This is a genomic window from Acidovorax sp. LjRoot117 (assembly GCF_964252695.1).
GTDB lineage: Bacteria > Pseudomonadota > Gammaproteobacteria > Burkholderiales > Burkholderiaceae_C > Acidovorax.
On record NZ_CAXUPO020000003.1, the window covers coordinates 18,888 to 33,021 of the forward strand.

Here is a 14,134-nt window from a genome sequence, read left to right on the forward strand (position 1 = left end):
CTGTCGACAAAAACGACGACAAACGGCCGGGCGCTATGAAATATGTAGCTGGTAGCGCTTGTTTATCAAGCGCGAGAGGCATATTTTGCTTGAGAAATCACGGTTTGCTCCACCAGCCGGTCGTCGCCCAGCACGATCAGCGCAAACAATAGCTCATCGAGGTTGCGCGCCTGCGCTGTCTTGCGCTCCAGCAAAGGCGTGGCGCGGGGGTTGAGCACCACGAAGTCTGCCTCGCAGCCGGGCTGCAGGTTGCCCACCACGCCCGCCAGGCCCAGCGCCTTGGCCGCGCCCGCCGTGTGCTGCCACCACAGCTGCCGGGGCGACAAACTCAGGCCCTGCTTGCTCTGCCCTTCCCGGCCCACGTAGTACGCCGCCAGCATGGTGTAGAACGGGCTGAAGCTGGTGCCCCCGCCCACGTCGCTGGCCAGGCCGTAGCCAAAGCCCACGCGGTCCGCGCCCGCGTAGTCGAAAAAGCCGCTGCCCAGGAACAGGTTGCTCGTGGGGCTGACGGCCGCCACGGTGCCGGTGTCACGCATCAATGCGCGGTCGTCGTCTTCGAAGTGGATGCAGTGGGCGTACACCGCACGCTCGCGCATCAGGCCGAAGTCGTCGTACACCGCCAGGTAGCTGCGCGACGCCGGGAACAGCTCGCGTGCCCACCGGATCTCGTCCAGGTTCTCGGCCACGTGCGACTGGATCCACACGTCGGGATAGCGCGCGGCCAGCTCGCCCGCGCCGCGCAACTGCTCGGGCGTGCTGGTGGGCGCAAAGCGCGGGGTGATGGCATAGCCCAGGCGGTCCACGCCGTGCCAGCGCTGGATCAAGGCTTCGGTGTCGAGCAGGCTCTGCTCCGTGTCATCGCGCACGCCGTCGGGCGAATGGCGGTCTTGCAGCACCTTGCCGGTGATCAGGCGCAGTTGGCGGCGCTGCGCCTCGGTGAACAGCGCGTCCACGCTGACCGGGTGCGAGGTGGCGAATGTCAGCGCCGTGGTCACTCCGTTGCGCAGCAACTCGTCCACGAAGAAGCTCGCCACCTGGGCGCCGTAGGCCGGGTCGACAAAACGCGACTCGTGCGGAAAGGTGTAGTTCTCCAGCCAGGGCAGCAGGCCGTCCGCGGGCGAGCCGATCACATCGGTCTGCGGGAAATGGATGTGCATGTCCACAAAGCCCGGCGCCAGAATGCGGCCCGGAAGGTGCGTGACGGGATGGTCAGCGTACTGATGGGCCAGCGCCTGCCAGGCACCCGCCGCCACCACGCGCTGGCGGCCCTGAGCATCCGGGCCGACGGCCAGCAGGCCGTCTTCGTCATACAGGGCCGATCCATCATCGGCAAAGCGCAAAAGGGCAGAGCGGTATACGTGCATGGGCGCTAGCTTAGCGGCGGCTGTGGTCCGGGACATACGCCGCCTGCAATAAACGCTATGGCCCGAGCGCCGCGGCTGGCGTTGCACCCCGTCAGCGGGTGATGCGGCCCTGCACGCCTTCCACCAGCCAGTTCATCTGCAGGATCTGCGCGTCCGTCAGCGCCTGGCCTGCGGGGATCACCTCGTGGCCTTCGTTGTCGCGCACCGGGGCCTTGGCACCCGCGCGGAACGGCTGCAGCTGCCCCGCGCCGACAGCCTTCTGCGCGGCCAGCACCTCCTGCTGCACGGCGGGCGGCACCTTGGGGCCGAAGTCGCCCACGCGGATCAGGCCCTCGCGCACGCCGCCCCAGAGGTTGCCGCTCTTCCAGGTGCCGTTTTGCACCGCGCGCACGCGGTCGGTGTAGTAGCGGCCCCATTGGTGGGTGACGGCGACGATCTGCGCGTCCGGCCCGGCCTTGCGCATGTCGGAGTGGTAGGCCACGGCCATCTTGCCGCGCTCCTGCGCCGCGGCCATCACGGCGGTGGAGCCGGTGTGAAAGGCCATCACGTCCACGTCCTGGTTGAAGAGCACCATGGCCGCATCGCGCTCCTTGGGCGGGTCGAACCACACGTTGATCCACACCACCTTCACGGTGGCCTGGGGGTTGACCGAGCGCATGCCCAGCGTGAACGCGTTGATGCCCTGCAGCACCTCTGGGATGGGAAAGCCCGCCACGTAGCCCGCCACCCCGGTCTTGCTCATGCGGCCCGCCGCGATGCCCGCCAGGTAGCGACCCTCGTAGTAACGCGCGTTGGCGGCCGCCACGTTGGGCGCGGTCTTGTAGCCGGTGATGGACTCGAACTTCACGTTCGGATAGTCCTGCGCCACCTTGAGCGTGGGCTCCATGTAGCCGAAGCTGGGCGTGAAGATGATCTGGTGCCCCGTGGCCGCCAGGTCGCGGATCACGCGCTCCGCGTCGGCCCCCTCGGCCACGTTTTCCACGAAGGTGGTCTGCACCTGCGCGCCCAGCGCCGCCTCGACGGCCTTGCGGCCCTCGTCGTGCTGGCGCGTCCAGCCGGCCTCGGTGATGGGGGACACATAGACGAAGCCCGCCTTGACGGGCTGCGCCGGCGAGGGGGCAGGTGGTTTGGCACCTGCCGGGGTTTGGGAGACAGCGGGAAAGGTGATGAAAACGGCGCCCGCCAGCGCACTCACACAAGCCGCACGCAGTGCGGTGGCGAGGTTTTTGTACATGGTGTTCCTCTACATGGCCCAGGTTGAAAAGCGGAGCCACCGCAGGGCGGCGGTGGTCCACGGAAAAAGTCAGTTAGATCGTCATTCGGTGATGAGGCTGGAAGCCCGGCAGGGCACAACGTCCGGCGTATCTATCGCTTTCGTCCTGCACTCAGCCCAGGCGCGGCACCCGCAGGCGGGCATGCTCGGGCACGGTACCGCCCAGGCGGAAGGCGCCCACCACTTCGGACAGGCGCGCGGCCTGGTCCTTCAGGCTCTCGGCGGCTGCAGTGGATTCCTCCACCAGCGCCGCGTTCTGCTGCGTCATCTGGTCGAGCTGGCTCACGGCCACGTTCACCTGGCCGATGCCCAGGCTTTGCTCCGACGCCGCGGCGCTGATCTCGCCAATGATGTCGGTCACGCGGCGCACGGACGTCACGATCTCGGTCATGGTGGTGCCGGCGTTCTGCACCAGGGCAGAGCCCGACTCGACCTTCTCCACCGACACGCCGATCAGGGCCTTGATCTCCTTGGCGGCTTCCGCGCTGCGCTGGGCCAGGCCCCGCACCTCGGTGGCCACCACGGCAAAACCACGGCCCTGCTCGCCCGCGCGGGCGGCCTCGACGGCGGCATTGAGCGCGAGGATGTTGGTCTGGAAGGCGATGCCGTCGATGGTGCCGATGATGTCGGCGATCTTCTTGCTGCTGGCGTTGATCTCGTCCATGGTGCTCACCACCTGCGAGACGACTGCGCCACCGCGCTCGGCCACGGCTGCGGCCGATGCGGCCAGCTGGTTGGCCTGCACGGCCGAATCCGCGCTCTGGCGCACGGTGCTGGTCAGCTCTTCCATGGAGCTGGCGGTTTCCTGCAGGCTGCTGGCGGTCTGCTCGGTGCGGGCACTCAGGTCCTGGTTGCCGATGGCGATCTGCGTGCTGGCGGTGGAGATGCTGTCCACCACGCCGCGCACCTGCTGCAGCGAGCCCTGCAGCGCACTGCGCATCAGGTCCAGCGCGCGCAGCAGGCGGCCGGTTTCGTCGTTGGCGTAGCTGGCCTCGGGCTGGCCGGTCAGGTCCATGTCGGCGATGGCTTCGGCGATGGCCTCGGCATGGCGCAGCGGGCGCGTGATGCTGGTGGCCAGCAGCCAGGCCAGCAAGGCACCCAGCAGCAGCGAGACGCCGGTGCATACCTGCAGCAGCAAGGTGGTCTGGGCACGCAGGGTTTCGCTGCGCTTGCCGGCTTCGTCCAGCTGCGCGCGCTGCGCGTCCACCATCTGCTGAACGCCTGCCAGGTAGCTGCGCGAGGTGGGCTCAAAGCGCTCGTTGAACACCTTGTTGGCGCTCTCGGCGTCGCCCGCTTGCTTGAACTTGCTCACCTCTTCCCGCGCGGCGAGGTAGTCCTTGCGCAGCTGGCCGACCTGGTCGAAGAGCTTCTTTTCTTCGGGCGTGTCCATCTTGGATTCGATGAACTTTTGCAGCTCGTTGGTGTTGCGGATCGACTCGGCCGTGGCCGGCGCGAAGTACGGGATCAGGCTCGCATCGCTGCTCTTGGCGATGGCGGCGGCGCGCTGCACGCCGGAGGTGGTGTGGCGCAACCAGTCGGCACCCGCACGCTCGGTCTTGATGTTGTCGGACACCATGGTGTCGATCTCCTGGCCCAGCTGGCCGAGCTTGACCACCGCCACCACGCTGCTGGCAAAGAACAGGGCCAGGATCAGGCCCAGCACCAAAGTGAGGCGCTTGCCGATGGAAATTTGACTGAGAAACATGGGGGAAAGCTCCGTGGTGGCGCGGGCGCGCGCCTCGCCAGCCCATGGTCCATGGGCTGAGGGTCTGAATCGCGGGAAGTCGAAAGAAAAGGGGGCTGCGGCCGACGGCACACCCCGGATGCGGGCCTCAGCCCGCTCGTACAAAAACTCACAATTCTAGGGTTTACCCGAAAAATTAGCTAGTCCTGCACCAAATGGGGGATCAAACGAAGGCCTGTCGCTCGGTCAGTCCCTGCCACTACGCGCCCGTTGTACGGCTGCCTGACGAGGTCGCTCCGCTGCAGGGCACGCCCAACTCCCCGGTGCCAGCAGCCACCCCTTCCTTCAGCGCAGCCAGGGAGTGGCCCGATCTCAGTAGTCGTGTTCCACGCAGCGCTCGAAGGTCTCCTTGAGCTTGTGTTCCCACACGCGCTTGTCGGCATTGCCTGCAAAGCTGGCTTCGAAGCTGTTGAACGCCAGCTGGTAGGCGTGCTTGGCCGTGAGGTGCGTGGCGGCGAACACCTGGGTGAAGTTGTCGTTGATGTAGCCGCCAAAGTACGCCGGGTCGTCCGAGTTGACGGTGGCCGCCAGCCCTGCGTCGAGCAGCCTGCCCAGGTTGTGGTCCGCCAGGTCGGGGAACACGCGCAGCTTCTGGTTGGACAGCGGACACACCGTGAGCGCAATGCGCTCCTGCGCCAGGCGCTGCATGAGCGCGGCGTCGTGCACCGCTTGCACCCCGTGGTCGATGCGCTCCACCTTGAGCACATCGAGCGCGCTCCAGATGTACGCCGGTGGCCCCTCTTCCCCCGCATGCGCGACCAGGCGCAGGCCCAGTTCGCGGCAGCGTGCAAACACGCGCGCGAACTTCTCCGGCGGGTGGCCCACTTCGCTCGAATCCAGGCCCACGCCCACGATCTTGTCCAGGAAGGGCTGGGCCTGCTCCAGGGTCTCGAACGCGGACTCTTCGCTCAGGTGGCGCAAAAAGCACATGATCAGCGTGGCGCTGATGCCCAGCTCGGTGCGCGCGTCCTGGCAGGCGCGGTGCAGGCCGTTGATCACGGTCTCCATCGCCACGCCGCGGGCAGTGTGGGTCTGCGGGTCGAAGAAGATCTCGGCGTGCAGCACGTTGTCGTGCGCGGCGCGGACCAGGTAGGCGCGCGCCATGTCGTAAAAATCCTGCTCGTGCAGCAGCACGCTGGCACCGGCGTAGTAGATGTCGAGAAAGCTCTGCAGGTCGGTGAAGGCATACGCGCTGCGCAGCGCTTCCACACTGGCGTACGGCAGGGTCAGCCCATTGCGCTGCGCCAGCGCGAAGATGAGCTCGGGCTCGAGCGAGCCTTCGATGTGGATGTGCAGTTCTGCCTTGGGCATGGCGCGCAGCAGCGCAGGCAGGCGCTCGGCGGAGATGGGCGGGACTTTGAACATGGCGGCCTGGCCTCTCATTTTTCTGTGGGGATGGGCCACATCATGCACCGGCATGGCACCAACGAAAAGGGCCGCACAAAGCGGCCCTGGGACATTGTCGCGATCCACCTTGCAGGCACCGCACGGCGCCCGCCGAGGTGTTCACAAAGGCGTCTTACTACTTCTTGTCGCCGCCGGGGATCTTGCCTTCCACGCCCTTGACGTAGAAGTTCACGCCGCCGAGGAATTTGTCGTCGGCCACGGCGTCCTTTTCCAGCACGGCCTTGCCGTCCTGGCCGACGATGGGGCCCTTCCAGATCACGAAGCTGCCGTCGGCCAGGCCCTTCTTCACTTCTTCGACCTTGGCCTTGGTCTCGGCGGGCACGTCTTCAGCGATGGAGACGATGTCGATCGCGCCTTCCTTCACGCCCCACCAGCTCTGGCCGGTGGCCCACTTGCCGTCCAGGGCGTCCTTGGTGGCCTTGATGTAGTACGGGCCCCAGTTGATCACGGCCGATGCCAGGTGGGCCTTGGGGCCGTAGGCGGTCATGTCCGAATCCCAGCCGAAGGCGCGCTTGCCCTTTTCCTGCGCCGTCTTGAGCACGGCGGGCGAGTCGGTGTTCTGGAACAGCACGTCGGCGCCGCCGTTGATCAGCGACGTGGCGGCTTCGGTTTCCTTCGGTGGGCTGAACCATTCGTTCACCCAGACCACCTTGGTCTTGATCTTGGGATTGACCGACTGCGCACCCAGCGTGAAGCTGTTGATGTTGCGGATCACTTCAGGGATCGGCACCGATCCCACCACGCCCAGCGTGTTGGTCTTGGTCATGGCACCGGCGATCACGCCGGCCATGTAGGCACCTTCGTAGGTGCGGCTGTCGTAGGTGCGCACGTTCTCGGCGGTCTTGTAGCCGGTGGCGTGTTCGAACTTCACGTCCTTGAAGTCCGGGGCGATCTTCTGGATGGACTCCATGTAGCCGAAGGTCGTGCCAAAGATCAGCTTGTTGCCCTGGCCGGCCAGGTCGCGCAGCACGCGCTCGGCGTCGGCGGACTCGGGCACGCTTTCGACGAAGCTCGTCACGACCTTGTCGCCGAATTCCTTCTCGATGGCCTTGCGGCCGTTGTCGTGGGCGAACGACCAGCCGCCGTCACCGACAGGGCCGACGTACGCGAACGCGATCTTCAGAGGCTCGGCCTTGGGCGCAGGGGCCTCTGCCGCAGGAGCCGGTGCGGGCGCGGGGGCCGGTGCCGGTTCTTCCTTCTTGCCACAGCCCACGAGCGCGGCGGCGGCCACGGCGGAGAGCGCTGCCACCTTGAGCAGGGAGCGTTTCTGCAGATCAGTCATGTCGGTTCCTTATGGATAGATGAAGATGAAGAAGAGAAGGGAAGAAGAGAGTTTTAAAAGGCAGACGCACGAAAACGGTGATTATGGTCCGATCTACCGGGCAGTAACCAAAGGTTTTTCACCTCCCGCGGTCCCGATGCAAGACACGGGCCATGGAGCCACCCGCAGGCCCCGCGCGGGGGCGGGGCCGCGGACGTGGGTCAGGAGCCCGGGTAGAACGGCTTGCCCAGCGATGCCGGCATGTTGATGCGGATCCACGTCGGGTTGCGCGATATCAGCGCCAGCACCACGATGGTCGCCACGTACGGCAGCATCGACAGCAACTGGCTGGCCACCTGCACGCCTGTGGCCTGCAGGTGGAACTGCAGCATCGTCACGCCGCCGAACAGGTAGGCCCCGAGCAGCACCCGCGCAGGCCGCCAGGTGGCAAAGGTGGTCAGCGCCAGCGCGATCCAGCCGCGGCCGGCCACCATGCCCTCGACCCACAGCGGCGTGTAGACGGTGGAGATGTACGCACCCGACAGCCCGCACAGCGCGCCGCCGGCCACCACCGCGGCCAGCCGGATGCGGCGCACCGGGTAGCCCAGCGCATGGGCGGACTCGGGCGACTCGCCCACCGAGCGCAGCACCAGGCCCGCGCGCGAGCGGTACAAAAACCAGATGAGCGCCGCCACCAGCACCATGGTCAGGTACACCAGCGGGTGCTGCCGGAACAGCGCGGGCCCGAGCAGCGGCACGTCGGACAGCACCGGAATGGCGTACTTGGGCAGCTCGGGCAGCTTGGCCTGCACGAAGCTGATGCCCGCAAAGGCCGAGAACCCCACCCCGAACAGCGACAGCGCGAGCCCGGTGGCGTACTGGTTGGTGTTGAGCCAGATCACCAGCACACCGAAGATGGCCGCCAGCAGCGCCCCGGCAGCCATGCCCGCGGCAAAGCCCAGCCAGGTGTTGCCCGTGTGCACCACGGTGGCAAAGCCGGCGATGGCGGCGCAGAGCATCATGCCCTCGGCCCCCAGGTTGACGATGCCGGCCTTCTCGTTGATGAGCAGGCCCAGGGCCGCGATGGCCAGGACAGTGCCGGCGCTCAGGGTGGCGCCGATGAGGAGTGCGTAGGATTCCATCAGGCCACCACTTTCTTGGCGCCTACCCAGCGAACGCGGTAGGCAATGAGTGTGTCGCAGGCCAGCAGCGTGAACAGCAGCAGCCCCTGGAACACGCCGGTGAGCGACTTGGGCAGCCCCAGGCGCGACTGCGCCAGCTCGCCGCCGATGTAGAACATGCTCATCAGGATGGCCGACAGGATCATGCCCACCGGGTGCAGCCGCCCCACGAAGGCCACGATGATGGCCGCAAAGCCGTAGCCCGCCGGCACGTACGGCGTGAGCTGGCCGATGGGCCCGGCCACCTCCAGCGCGCCTGCCAGGCCCGCTGCGCCGCCCGAAATGAGCAGCGCCGTCCAGAGCGCCCGGCGCGACGAGAAGCCCGCGTACCGCGCCGCCGCTGGCGCCAGCCCGCCCACCTGCTGGGCAAAGCCCGCGCGCGTGCGGAACAAAAACACCCACAGCGCGGCCGCCCCGGCCAGCGCCAGCAGCAGCCCGATGGACATGCGCGAGCCCTGCATCAGCCGCGGGATCTGCGTGACCTTCTCGAATGTCTTGGTCTGCGGGAAGTTGTAGCCCATGGGGTCCTTCCACGGACCGTAGACCAGGTAGCCCAGCACCAGCGTGGCCACGTACACCAGCATCAGGCTGACGAGGATTTCGTTGGCGTTGAACTTGTCGCGCAGCAGGGCCGTGAGCCCCGCCCACGCCATGCCGCCCAGCACGCCCGCCACCAGGATGGCGGGCACGATCCACGGCCCGGTGGTCTTGTCGGCCAGCAGCGCCACGCCGCCGGCCACCACGGCACCGATGACGAACTGGCCCTCGGCACCGATGTTCCACACGTTGGAGCGAAAGCACACCGCCAGACCGAGCGCGATGAGCAACAGCGGCGTGGCCTTGACCATGAGTTCGCCGATGGCGTACTGCGTCTTGATGGGCTCCCAGAAGAACACCTGCAACCCGCGCACCGGGTCCTTGCCCAACGCGGCGAACAGCGCGATGCCGATCAGCACCGTGAAGGCCAGCGCCAGCAGCGGCGAGCCGTAGGTCCAGAGTTTGGACGCCTGGGGGCGCGGTTCGAGCTTAAGCATGCTGCACCTCCCCCACCTTGGCGCTGTGGGCGCTGTGAACGTTCTGGGCCAGATGGGCCTGCACGTCGGCATGCCACAGACCGCTCATCCATTCGCCGATCTGCTCCACCGTGGCGTCGGCGCGCGGTACCGAGGGCGACAGGTGCCCCTTGGCCACCACATGCAGCCGGTCGCAGATTTCGAACAGTTCATCCAGCTCTTCGCTCACCACCAGCACCGCGCAGCCCGCATCGCGCAGCGCCAGGATGGAGCCGCGGATCTGTGCCGCCGCGCCCACGTCCACGCCCCAGGTGGGCTGCGAGACGATGAGCAGCTTGGGGTTGGCGTCGATCTCACGCCCCACGATGAACTTTTGCAGATTGCCGCCCGACAGCGATTTGGCCGCCGCGTGCGGGCCGCCCGCCTTCACGTTGAAGCGCTCGATCAGCGCCTTGGCATGCGCCTCCAGCGCACCCACCTTGATCCAGCCGCTGCCCGCCACCGAGTTGGTGCGCGTGAGCAGCAGGTTGTGCGCCAGGCCCATGGTGGGCACGGCGCCCCGGCCCAGGCGCTCCTCGGGCACGAAGTGCAGGCCCAGCGCACGGCGCTGCCCGGGGCGCATGCGGCCCGCGTTCTGCCCGGCCACCTGGATGCTGGCGGGCTCCGCCCGCGTGTCCTCGCCCGACAATGCGTACAGCAGCTCCTTCTGGCCGTTGCCGGACACCCCGGCAATGCCCACCACCTCGCCCGCCTTCACCTCGAACTGCAGGTCGACCAAGTCCACGCCGAACTGGTCCGCGCGCGGCAGCGACAGGCCCTGCACCCGCAGCACCGTGGCGCCGGTCTGCACCGCGCGGTGCTCCAGCGCCGGCGGCTCGGCGCCGATCATCAGGCGCGAGAGCGACGCGTTCGATTCCTCGGCCGGGTTGCACACGCCCGTGACCTTGCCGCCGCGCAGCACGGTGCAGGCGGTGCACAGCGCGCGGATCTCGTGCAGCTTGTGGCTGATGTAGAGGATGCTGCAGCCCTCGCTGGCCAGCTGGCGCAGCACCACGAAGAGCTTTTCGACCGCCTGGGGCGTGAGCACCGAGGTGGGCTCGTCCAGGATCAGCACCTTGGGGTTGGTGAGCAGCGCACGGATGATCTCCACCCGCTGCATCTCGCCCACGCTCAGGGTGTGCACCGGGCGCAGGGGGTCGATGTCCAGGCCGTACTCGGCCGCCTTGGCAGTGATGCGCTGCGTGACCTCGGGCAGCGACAGGCTCTTGTCCAGGCCCAGCCAGACGTTCTCGGCCACCGTGAGCGTGTCGAACAAACTGAAGTGCTGGAACACCATGGCGATGCCCAGCGCCCGCGCCTCCTGCGGGTTGCGCACCTGCACGGCCTGGCCGTTGAAGTGCACGCTGCCCTCGTCGGGCTTGACCGAGCCGTAGATGATCTTCATCAGCGTGGACTTGCCCGCGCCGTTCTCGCCCAGCACGGCGTGGATCTCGCCGGGCAGCACCGTCAGCGACACGCCGCTGTTGGCCACCACGGCCGGGTAGCGCTTGGTGATGCCCGCGAGCTGCAGCCGGGGCGGCGGTGCGCCCGGACCACCCGGGGCGCTGGAGGTAGGAGGTGAACTCATGCGGGGATTGTCTCTCAGTTTTATGACTTTTTTTTGGAATGAAAATACCGCCTTGCGCTTGCTCCGTATGCGCTAGCAGCTATTCTTTTCGTAGCGACGCAGCCACGGTCTTCACGCAGTCGCGCAGCCAGATGGCCGCTGCCGAATGGTGGGTGCGGGCATGCCACAGCTGGTAGTACATCAGGCGGGGGAAAGGCACGGGGCTGGGCAAGATGGCCAGCGGCAGCTGGTCAACGTAGCGTTCGCAGTACTGGCGGCCGGTGGTCAGCACCAGCAGGCTCGACGCCACGATGGGCGGTATGGCGCTGAAGTGCGCGCAGCGTGCGGTGATGTTGCGGGCCATGCCCAGGCTGTCCAGGTGCGCATCGATCACGCCGCGCGCGCCCGGGTGGGTGGGGGTGGGCGCGATGTGCTCGGCGGCCAGCCAGCTCTCGGCGTCCCAGCCCCGGCGCACGGCCGGGTGCTCGCGGCTGACCAGGCACACCACCTCGTCGCCGAACAGGCGGCCCATGTGCAGGTCGTCGGGCGGCTGCGGCCAGTTGCCGATGACCACGTCGACCTCGCCCTGCGCCAGGTGCGCGTGGTAGTGGGCATCGGCCGACAGCGGCAGAATTTCGATGGGGCACAGCGGTGCCTCGACCTTCAGGCGGGCGACCAGTTGGGGCAGGAACAGCGGGTCCAGGTAGTCGCTGGCCGCCACGCGGAAGGTGCGGGTGGACGTGCGCGGATCGAACCCCCGCGCATCGGAGAACAAGGCCTCGGCCGATCGCAGGATGGCGCCCGCGGGCTCCACCATGCGCAGCGCGGCATCGGTGGGCATCATGTTGGCGCCCGAGCGCACCAGCAGCGGGTCGCCCGCCAGGTCCCGCAGGCGCTTGAGCGCGGCAGACACGGCCGGCTGGTGCATGCCCAGCCGGACGGCGGCCCTCGATACGCTGCGTTCTGTGAGCACGGTGTGCAAGACCCTTATGAGATGGAGGTCTATCTTGTCGAAAAGGGCGTGGTCTCTCATACGGGGGCCTGCATTCCTGTCATACGGCATCGTGTATGCCGTGCGGCGCGGGGCTGCGCAACGCACCGCAAGGGGCTTGCCAATCTTCACATAGAACGCCGCGCCGGCAGCAGCGCGCAGGGCAAAAGTCCCGCGACCGGGCTGCGGGTTGACGGCGGCTGCCCGGTCGTGGCCGGCCACGCCGCAGGTACATTTGTCGATTGCGCGGCCCACGCACCCGCCTGCGCGCAAGCGCTGCTCCTGTTCCTCCCTGCATGAACCCCACACCGCACATTCAAGGCTGGTGCCCCGGCGCCTGGCAGCCCATGGCCTCGGGCGACGGGCTGGTGGTGCGCGTGCGCCCGCCGCTGGGCCGGCTGACCCTGCACCAGGCGCTGCGGCTGTCGCGCCTGGCGCAGGTGCACGGTGCGGGCACGCTGGAGCTGTCGAGCCGCGCCAACGTGCAGCTGCGCGGCGTGCCGCCCGAGCGCCATGCCGCGTTGCTGCGATCCCTGGCGGCCTGCGGGCTGCTGGATGCGGATGCGCGCAGCGAGCGCCTGCGCAATGTGGTGGTCGACCCGCTGCACCGGCCCGGCGACGGCGTGCAGGCGCTGGCCCTGGCGCTGCACCAGGCGCTGGCCCGGTCGCCGGAGCTGGACGCCCTGCCCGCCAAGTTCGGCTGGTCCATCGACGGCGGATATTCGACTTGGCTGCATGGCGTATCAGCAGACATCCGCCTGCTGCGCGCCCCTGGCCTGGGCACCACCGCATGGCGCGTGCAGCCCGATGGGCTGCGCTGGGCGCTGGCGGCAAACAACCAGCAAGACGCTGTGGCTGCGGGCCTGGCACTGGCACGCTGGTTTGCACAACGCTGCCTGCGCCAGAAAGCCATGGGGCAACGGGCCGGACGCATGGCCGCCTGCGCAAAAGAACTGGAAAGCGCACTTCACCACCCCGCTGACGAAAATTCCACGTCCACGTCCACGTCCACGTCCGTGGCATGGCTGGCGGACCTGCCTGCGGGCGTGGCATGGGTGCCCGCCGATGCGGTGGTCTCTGCACAGGCGTCAGAGCACATCCGCGGGGACGATGCCCTGCCCGGCTGGGTGCCCGGCGTCGGCACGCTGGTGGCGGCCCCGCTGGGCCGCGTGCCCGCCCGAGCGTGGGCCGACATGGTTGGCGCAGCGCGCCGCAGCGGCGTCACGGGCCTGCGCGTCACGCCGTGGCGCATGGTGTTGCTGGAAAGCGGCTCGGGCATCGCTGGCAGCGGCAGGCAGGGACTTGAAGACGCGGCGGACCCCGCATCCAGCCCGCACTGGATCACACATCCCGACGACCCGCGCCTGCGCGTGTCCTCATGCACCGGTGCCCCGGGCTGCCCGCAGGCCCACGCGCCCACCCTGGCCCTGGCGCTGGCCTGCGCGCCCCACGTGCCGCCGGGCGCGCACCTGCATGTGTCGGGCTGCGCCAAAGGCTGCGCGCGCCAGGCGCCTGCCACCGTCACTCTGCGGGCGGAAGCGACCGAACGCGGACCGATTTGGGCGGTGATTCGCCAAGGGACTGCCAGCCAGGTCAACGGCGAGCGCATGGAGGAGGCCATCCTGCAAGACAATCCCGGGTTGTTGTTTGCAAAGAATTCATGCTCCACCGCTACGAAACCCAGGGCGCCGAGATCTACCGGCAGTCCTTTGCCACCATCCGGCGCGAAGCCGAGCTGAGCCGCTTCACCCCCGTCGAGGAGCGCGTCGTGGTGCGCATGATCCACGCCGCCGGCATGGTCGAGCTGGCCCCGCTCGTGATGCTCTCCCCCGGCATGGCCGAGGCCGCGCGCCAGGCGCTGCAGGACGGCGCCCCCGTGCTGTGCGATGTGCGCATGGTGAGCGAGGGCATCACCCGCACCCGCCTGCCCGCCACCAACCCCATCATCTGCACGCTGCAGGACGAGCGGATACCCGCTCTCGCCCAGCAACTGGGCACCACGCGCAGCGCCGCGGCGGTGGAGCTGTGGCGCCCGCAACTGCAGGGCGCCGTAGTGGCCATCGGCAACGCGCCGACCGCGCTGTTCCACCTGCTCAACATGCTGCGGGAGCCCGGCTGCCCGCGGCCCGCGGCCATCATCGGCTGCCCGGTGGGCTTCATTGGCGCGGCCGAGTCCAAGGACGCCCTGATGCACGACCTGCCCGTGCCCGCGATGATCGTGCGCGGCCGCCTGGGCGGCTCTGCGATGACGGTGGCCGCCATCAACGCACTGGCCAGCGATGTCGAGTAGCGCC

General features: G+C 68.1%; 11 protein-coding genes. 2 read left to right on the forward strand and 9 right to left on the reverse strand.

What is annotated here, in order from left to right; genetic code table 11:
* Positions 1–65: 65 nt before the first annotated feature.
* From guaD to ACSQ3D_RS09765, 9 genes are all read right to left on the reverse strand, one after another.
* Positions 66–1,364, reverse strand: coding sequence for a guanine deaminase (gene guaD / locus ACSQ3D_RS09725; protein ID WP_436126749.1), 1,299 nt, complete (start codon positions 1,362–1,364; stop codon positions 66–68).
* Between the two features lie 91 nt (positions 1,365–1,455).
* A complete protein-coding gene (locus tag ACSQ3D_RS09730) occupies positions 1,456–2,598 on the reverse strand; it encodes a BMP family ABC transporter substrate-binding protein (protein ID WP_436126750.1) in 1,143 nt (380 codons plus the stop codon).
* Between the two features lie 151 nt (positions 2,599–2,749).
* On the reverse strand, positions 2,750–4,342 hold the full coding sequence (locus tag ACSQ3D_RS09735) for a methyl-accepting chemotaxis protein (RefSeq protein WP_056416184.1): 1,593 nt from the start codon (positions 4,340–4,342) through the stop codon (positions 2,750–2,752).
* A 351-nt stretch (positions 4,343–4,693) separates the two neighbouring features.
* The gene (locus ACSQ3D_RS09740; protein ID WP_436126751.1) at positions 4,694–5,746 is read right to left on the reverse strand and encodes an adenosine deaminase; all 1,053 of its coding nucleotides are present in this window, start codon (positions 5,744–5,746) and stop codon (positions 4,694–4,696) included.
* 157 nt (positions 5,747–5,903) lie between these two features.
* Positions 5,904–7,070: a BMP family ABC transporter substrate-binding protein gene (locus tag ACSQ3D_RS09745; RefSeq protein WP_056416178.1), complete on the reverse strand. Its 1,167-nt coding sequence runs from the start codon at positions 7,068–7,070 to the stop codon at positions 5,904–5,906.
* 200 nt (positions 7,071–7,270) lie between these two features.
* Complete coding sequence (locus ACSQ3D_RS09750; RefSeq protein ID WP_436126752.1) at positions 7,271–8,191, reverse strand: ABC transporter permease; 921 nt, start codon at positions 8,189–8,191, stop codon at positions 7,271–7,273.
* Positions 8,191–9,264 carry an ABC transporter permease gene (locus ACSQ3D_RS09755; RefSeq protein ID WP_056167796.1) on the reverse strand — a complete coding sequence of 358 codons (1,074 nt, stop codon included), beginning with the start codon at positions 9,262–9,264 and terminating at the stop codon, positions 8,191–8,193. Before ACSQ3D_RS09755 ends, ACSQ3D_RS09750 begins: the two co-directional genes overlap by 1 nt.
* Positions 9,257–10,870 (reverse strand): ABC transporter ATP-binding protein, encoded by a 1,614-nt coding sequence (locus ACSQ3D_RS09760; protein ID WP_056416173.1) that lies wholly within the window; start codon positions 10,868–10,870, stop codon positions 9,257–9,259. Before ACSQ3D_RS09760 ends, ACSQ3D_RS09755 begins: the two co-directional genes overlap by 8 nt.
* Before the next feature lie 79 nt (positions 10,871–10,949).
* Positions 10,950–11,882 (reverse strand): LysR family transcriptional regulator, encoded by a 933-nt coding sequence (locus ACSQ3D_RS09765; RefSeq protein ID WP_082485921.1) that lies wholly within the window; start codon positions 11,880–11,882, stop codon positions 10,950–10,952.
* Positions 11,883–12,136: 254 nt separating this feature from the next.
* Here ACSQ3D_RS09765 and ACSQ3D_RS09770 point away from each other — a divergent pair, with 254 nt between their 5' ends.
* Positions 12,137–13,579, forward strand: coding sequence for a precorrin-3B synthase (locus ACSQ3D_RS09770; protein WP_436126753.1), 1,443 nt, complete (start codon positions 12,137–12,139; stop codon positions 13,577–13,579).
* On the forward strand, positions 13,501–14,130 hold the full coding sequence (locus ACSQ3D_RS09775) for a precorrin-8X methylmutase (RefSeq protein WP_436126754.1): 630 nt from the start codon (positions 13,501–13,503) through the stop codon (positions 14,128–14,130). Before ACSQ3D_RS09770 ends, ACSQ3D_RS09775 begins: the two co-directional genes overlap by 79 nt.
* The last annotated feature ends 4 nt before the right edge of the window (positions 14,131–14,134 follow it).

What these genes read in the sequence shown, in the direction of transcription:
- guaD (WP_436126749.1), bottom strand. Translation starts at nt 1,364, where the DNA reads ATGCACGTATACCGCTCTGCCCTTTTGCGCTTTGCCGATGATGGATCG.
- ACSQ3D_RS09730 (WP_436126750.1), bottom strand. Translation starts at nt 2,598, where the DNA reads ATGTACAAAAACCTCGCCACCGCACTGCGTGCGGCTTGTGTGAGTGCG.
- ACSQ3D_RS09735 (WP_056416184.1), bottom strand. Translation starts at nt 4,342, where the DNA reads ATGTTTCTCAGTCAAATTTCCATCGGCAAGCGCCTCACTTTGGTGCTG.
- ACSQ3D_RS09740 (WP_436126751.1), bottom strand. Translation starts at nt 5,746, where the DNA reads ATGTTCAAAGTCCCGCCCATCTCCGCCGAGCGCCTGCCTGCGCTGCTG.
- ACSQ3D_RS09745 (WP_056416178.1), bottom strand. Translation starts at nt 7,070, where the DNA reads ATGACTGATCTGCAGAAACGCTCCCTGCTCAAGGTGGCAGCGCTCTCC.
- ACSQ3D_RS09750 (WP_436126752.1), bottom strand. Translation starts at nt 8,191, where the DNA reads ATGGAATCCTACGCACTCCTCATCGGCGCCACCCTGAGCGCCGGCACT.
- ACSQ3D_RS09755 (WP_056167796.1), bottom strand. Translation starts at nt 9,264, where the DNA reads ATGCTTAAGCTCGAACCGCGCCCCCAGGCGTCCAAACTCTGGACCTAC.
- ACSQ3D_RS09760 (WP_056416173.1), bottom strand. Translation starts at nt 10,870, where the DNA reads ATGAGTTCACCTCCTACCTCCAGCGCCCCGGGTGGTCCGGGCGCACCG.
- ACSQ3D_RS09765 (WP_082485921.1), bottom strand. Translation starts at nt 11,882, where the DNA reads ATGAGAGACCACGCCCTTTTCGACAAGATAGACCTCCATCTCATAAGG.
- ACSQ3D_RS09770 (WP_436126753.1), top strand. Translation starts at nt 12,137, where the DNA reads ATGAACCCCACACCGCACATTCAAGGCTGGTGCCCCGGCGCCTGGCAG.
- ACSQ3D_RS09775 (WP_436126754.1), top strand. Translation starts at nt 13,501, where the DNA reads ATGCTCCACCGCTACGAAACCCAGGGCGCCGAGATCTACCGGCAGTCC.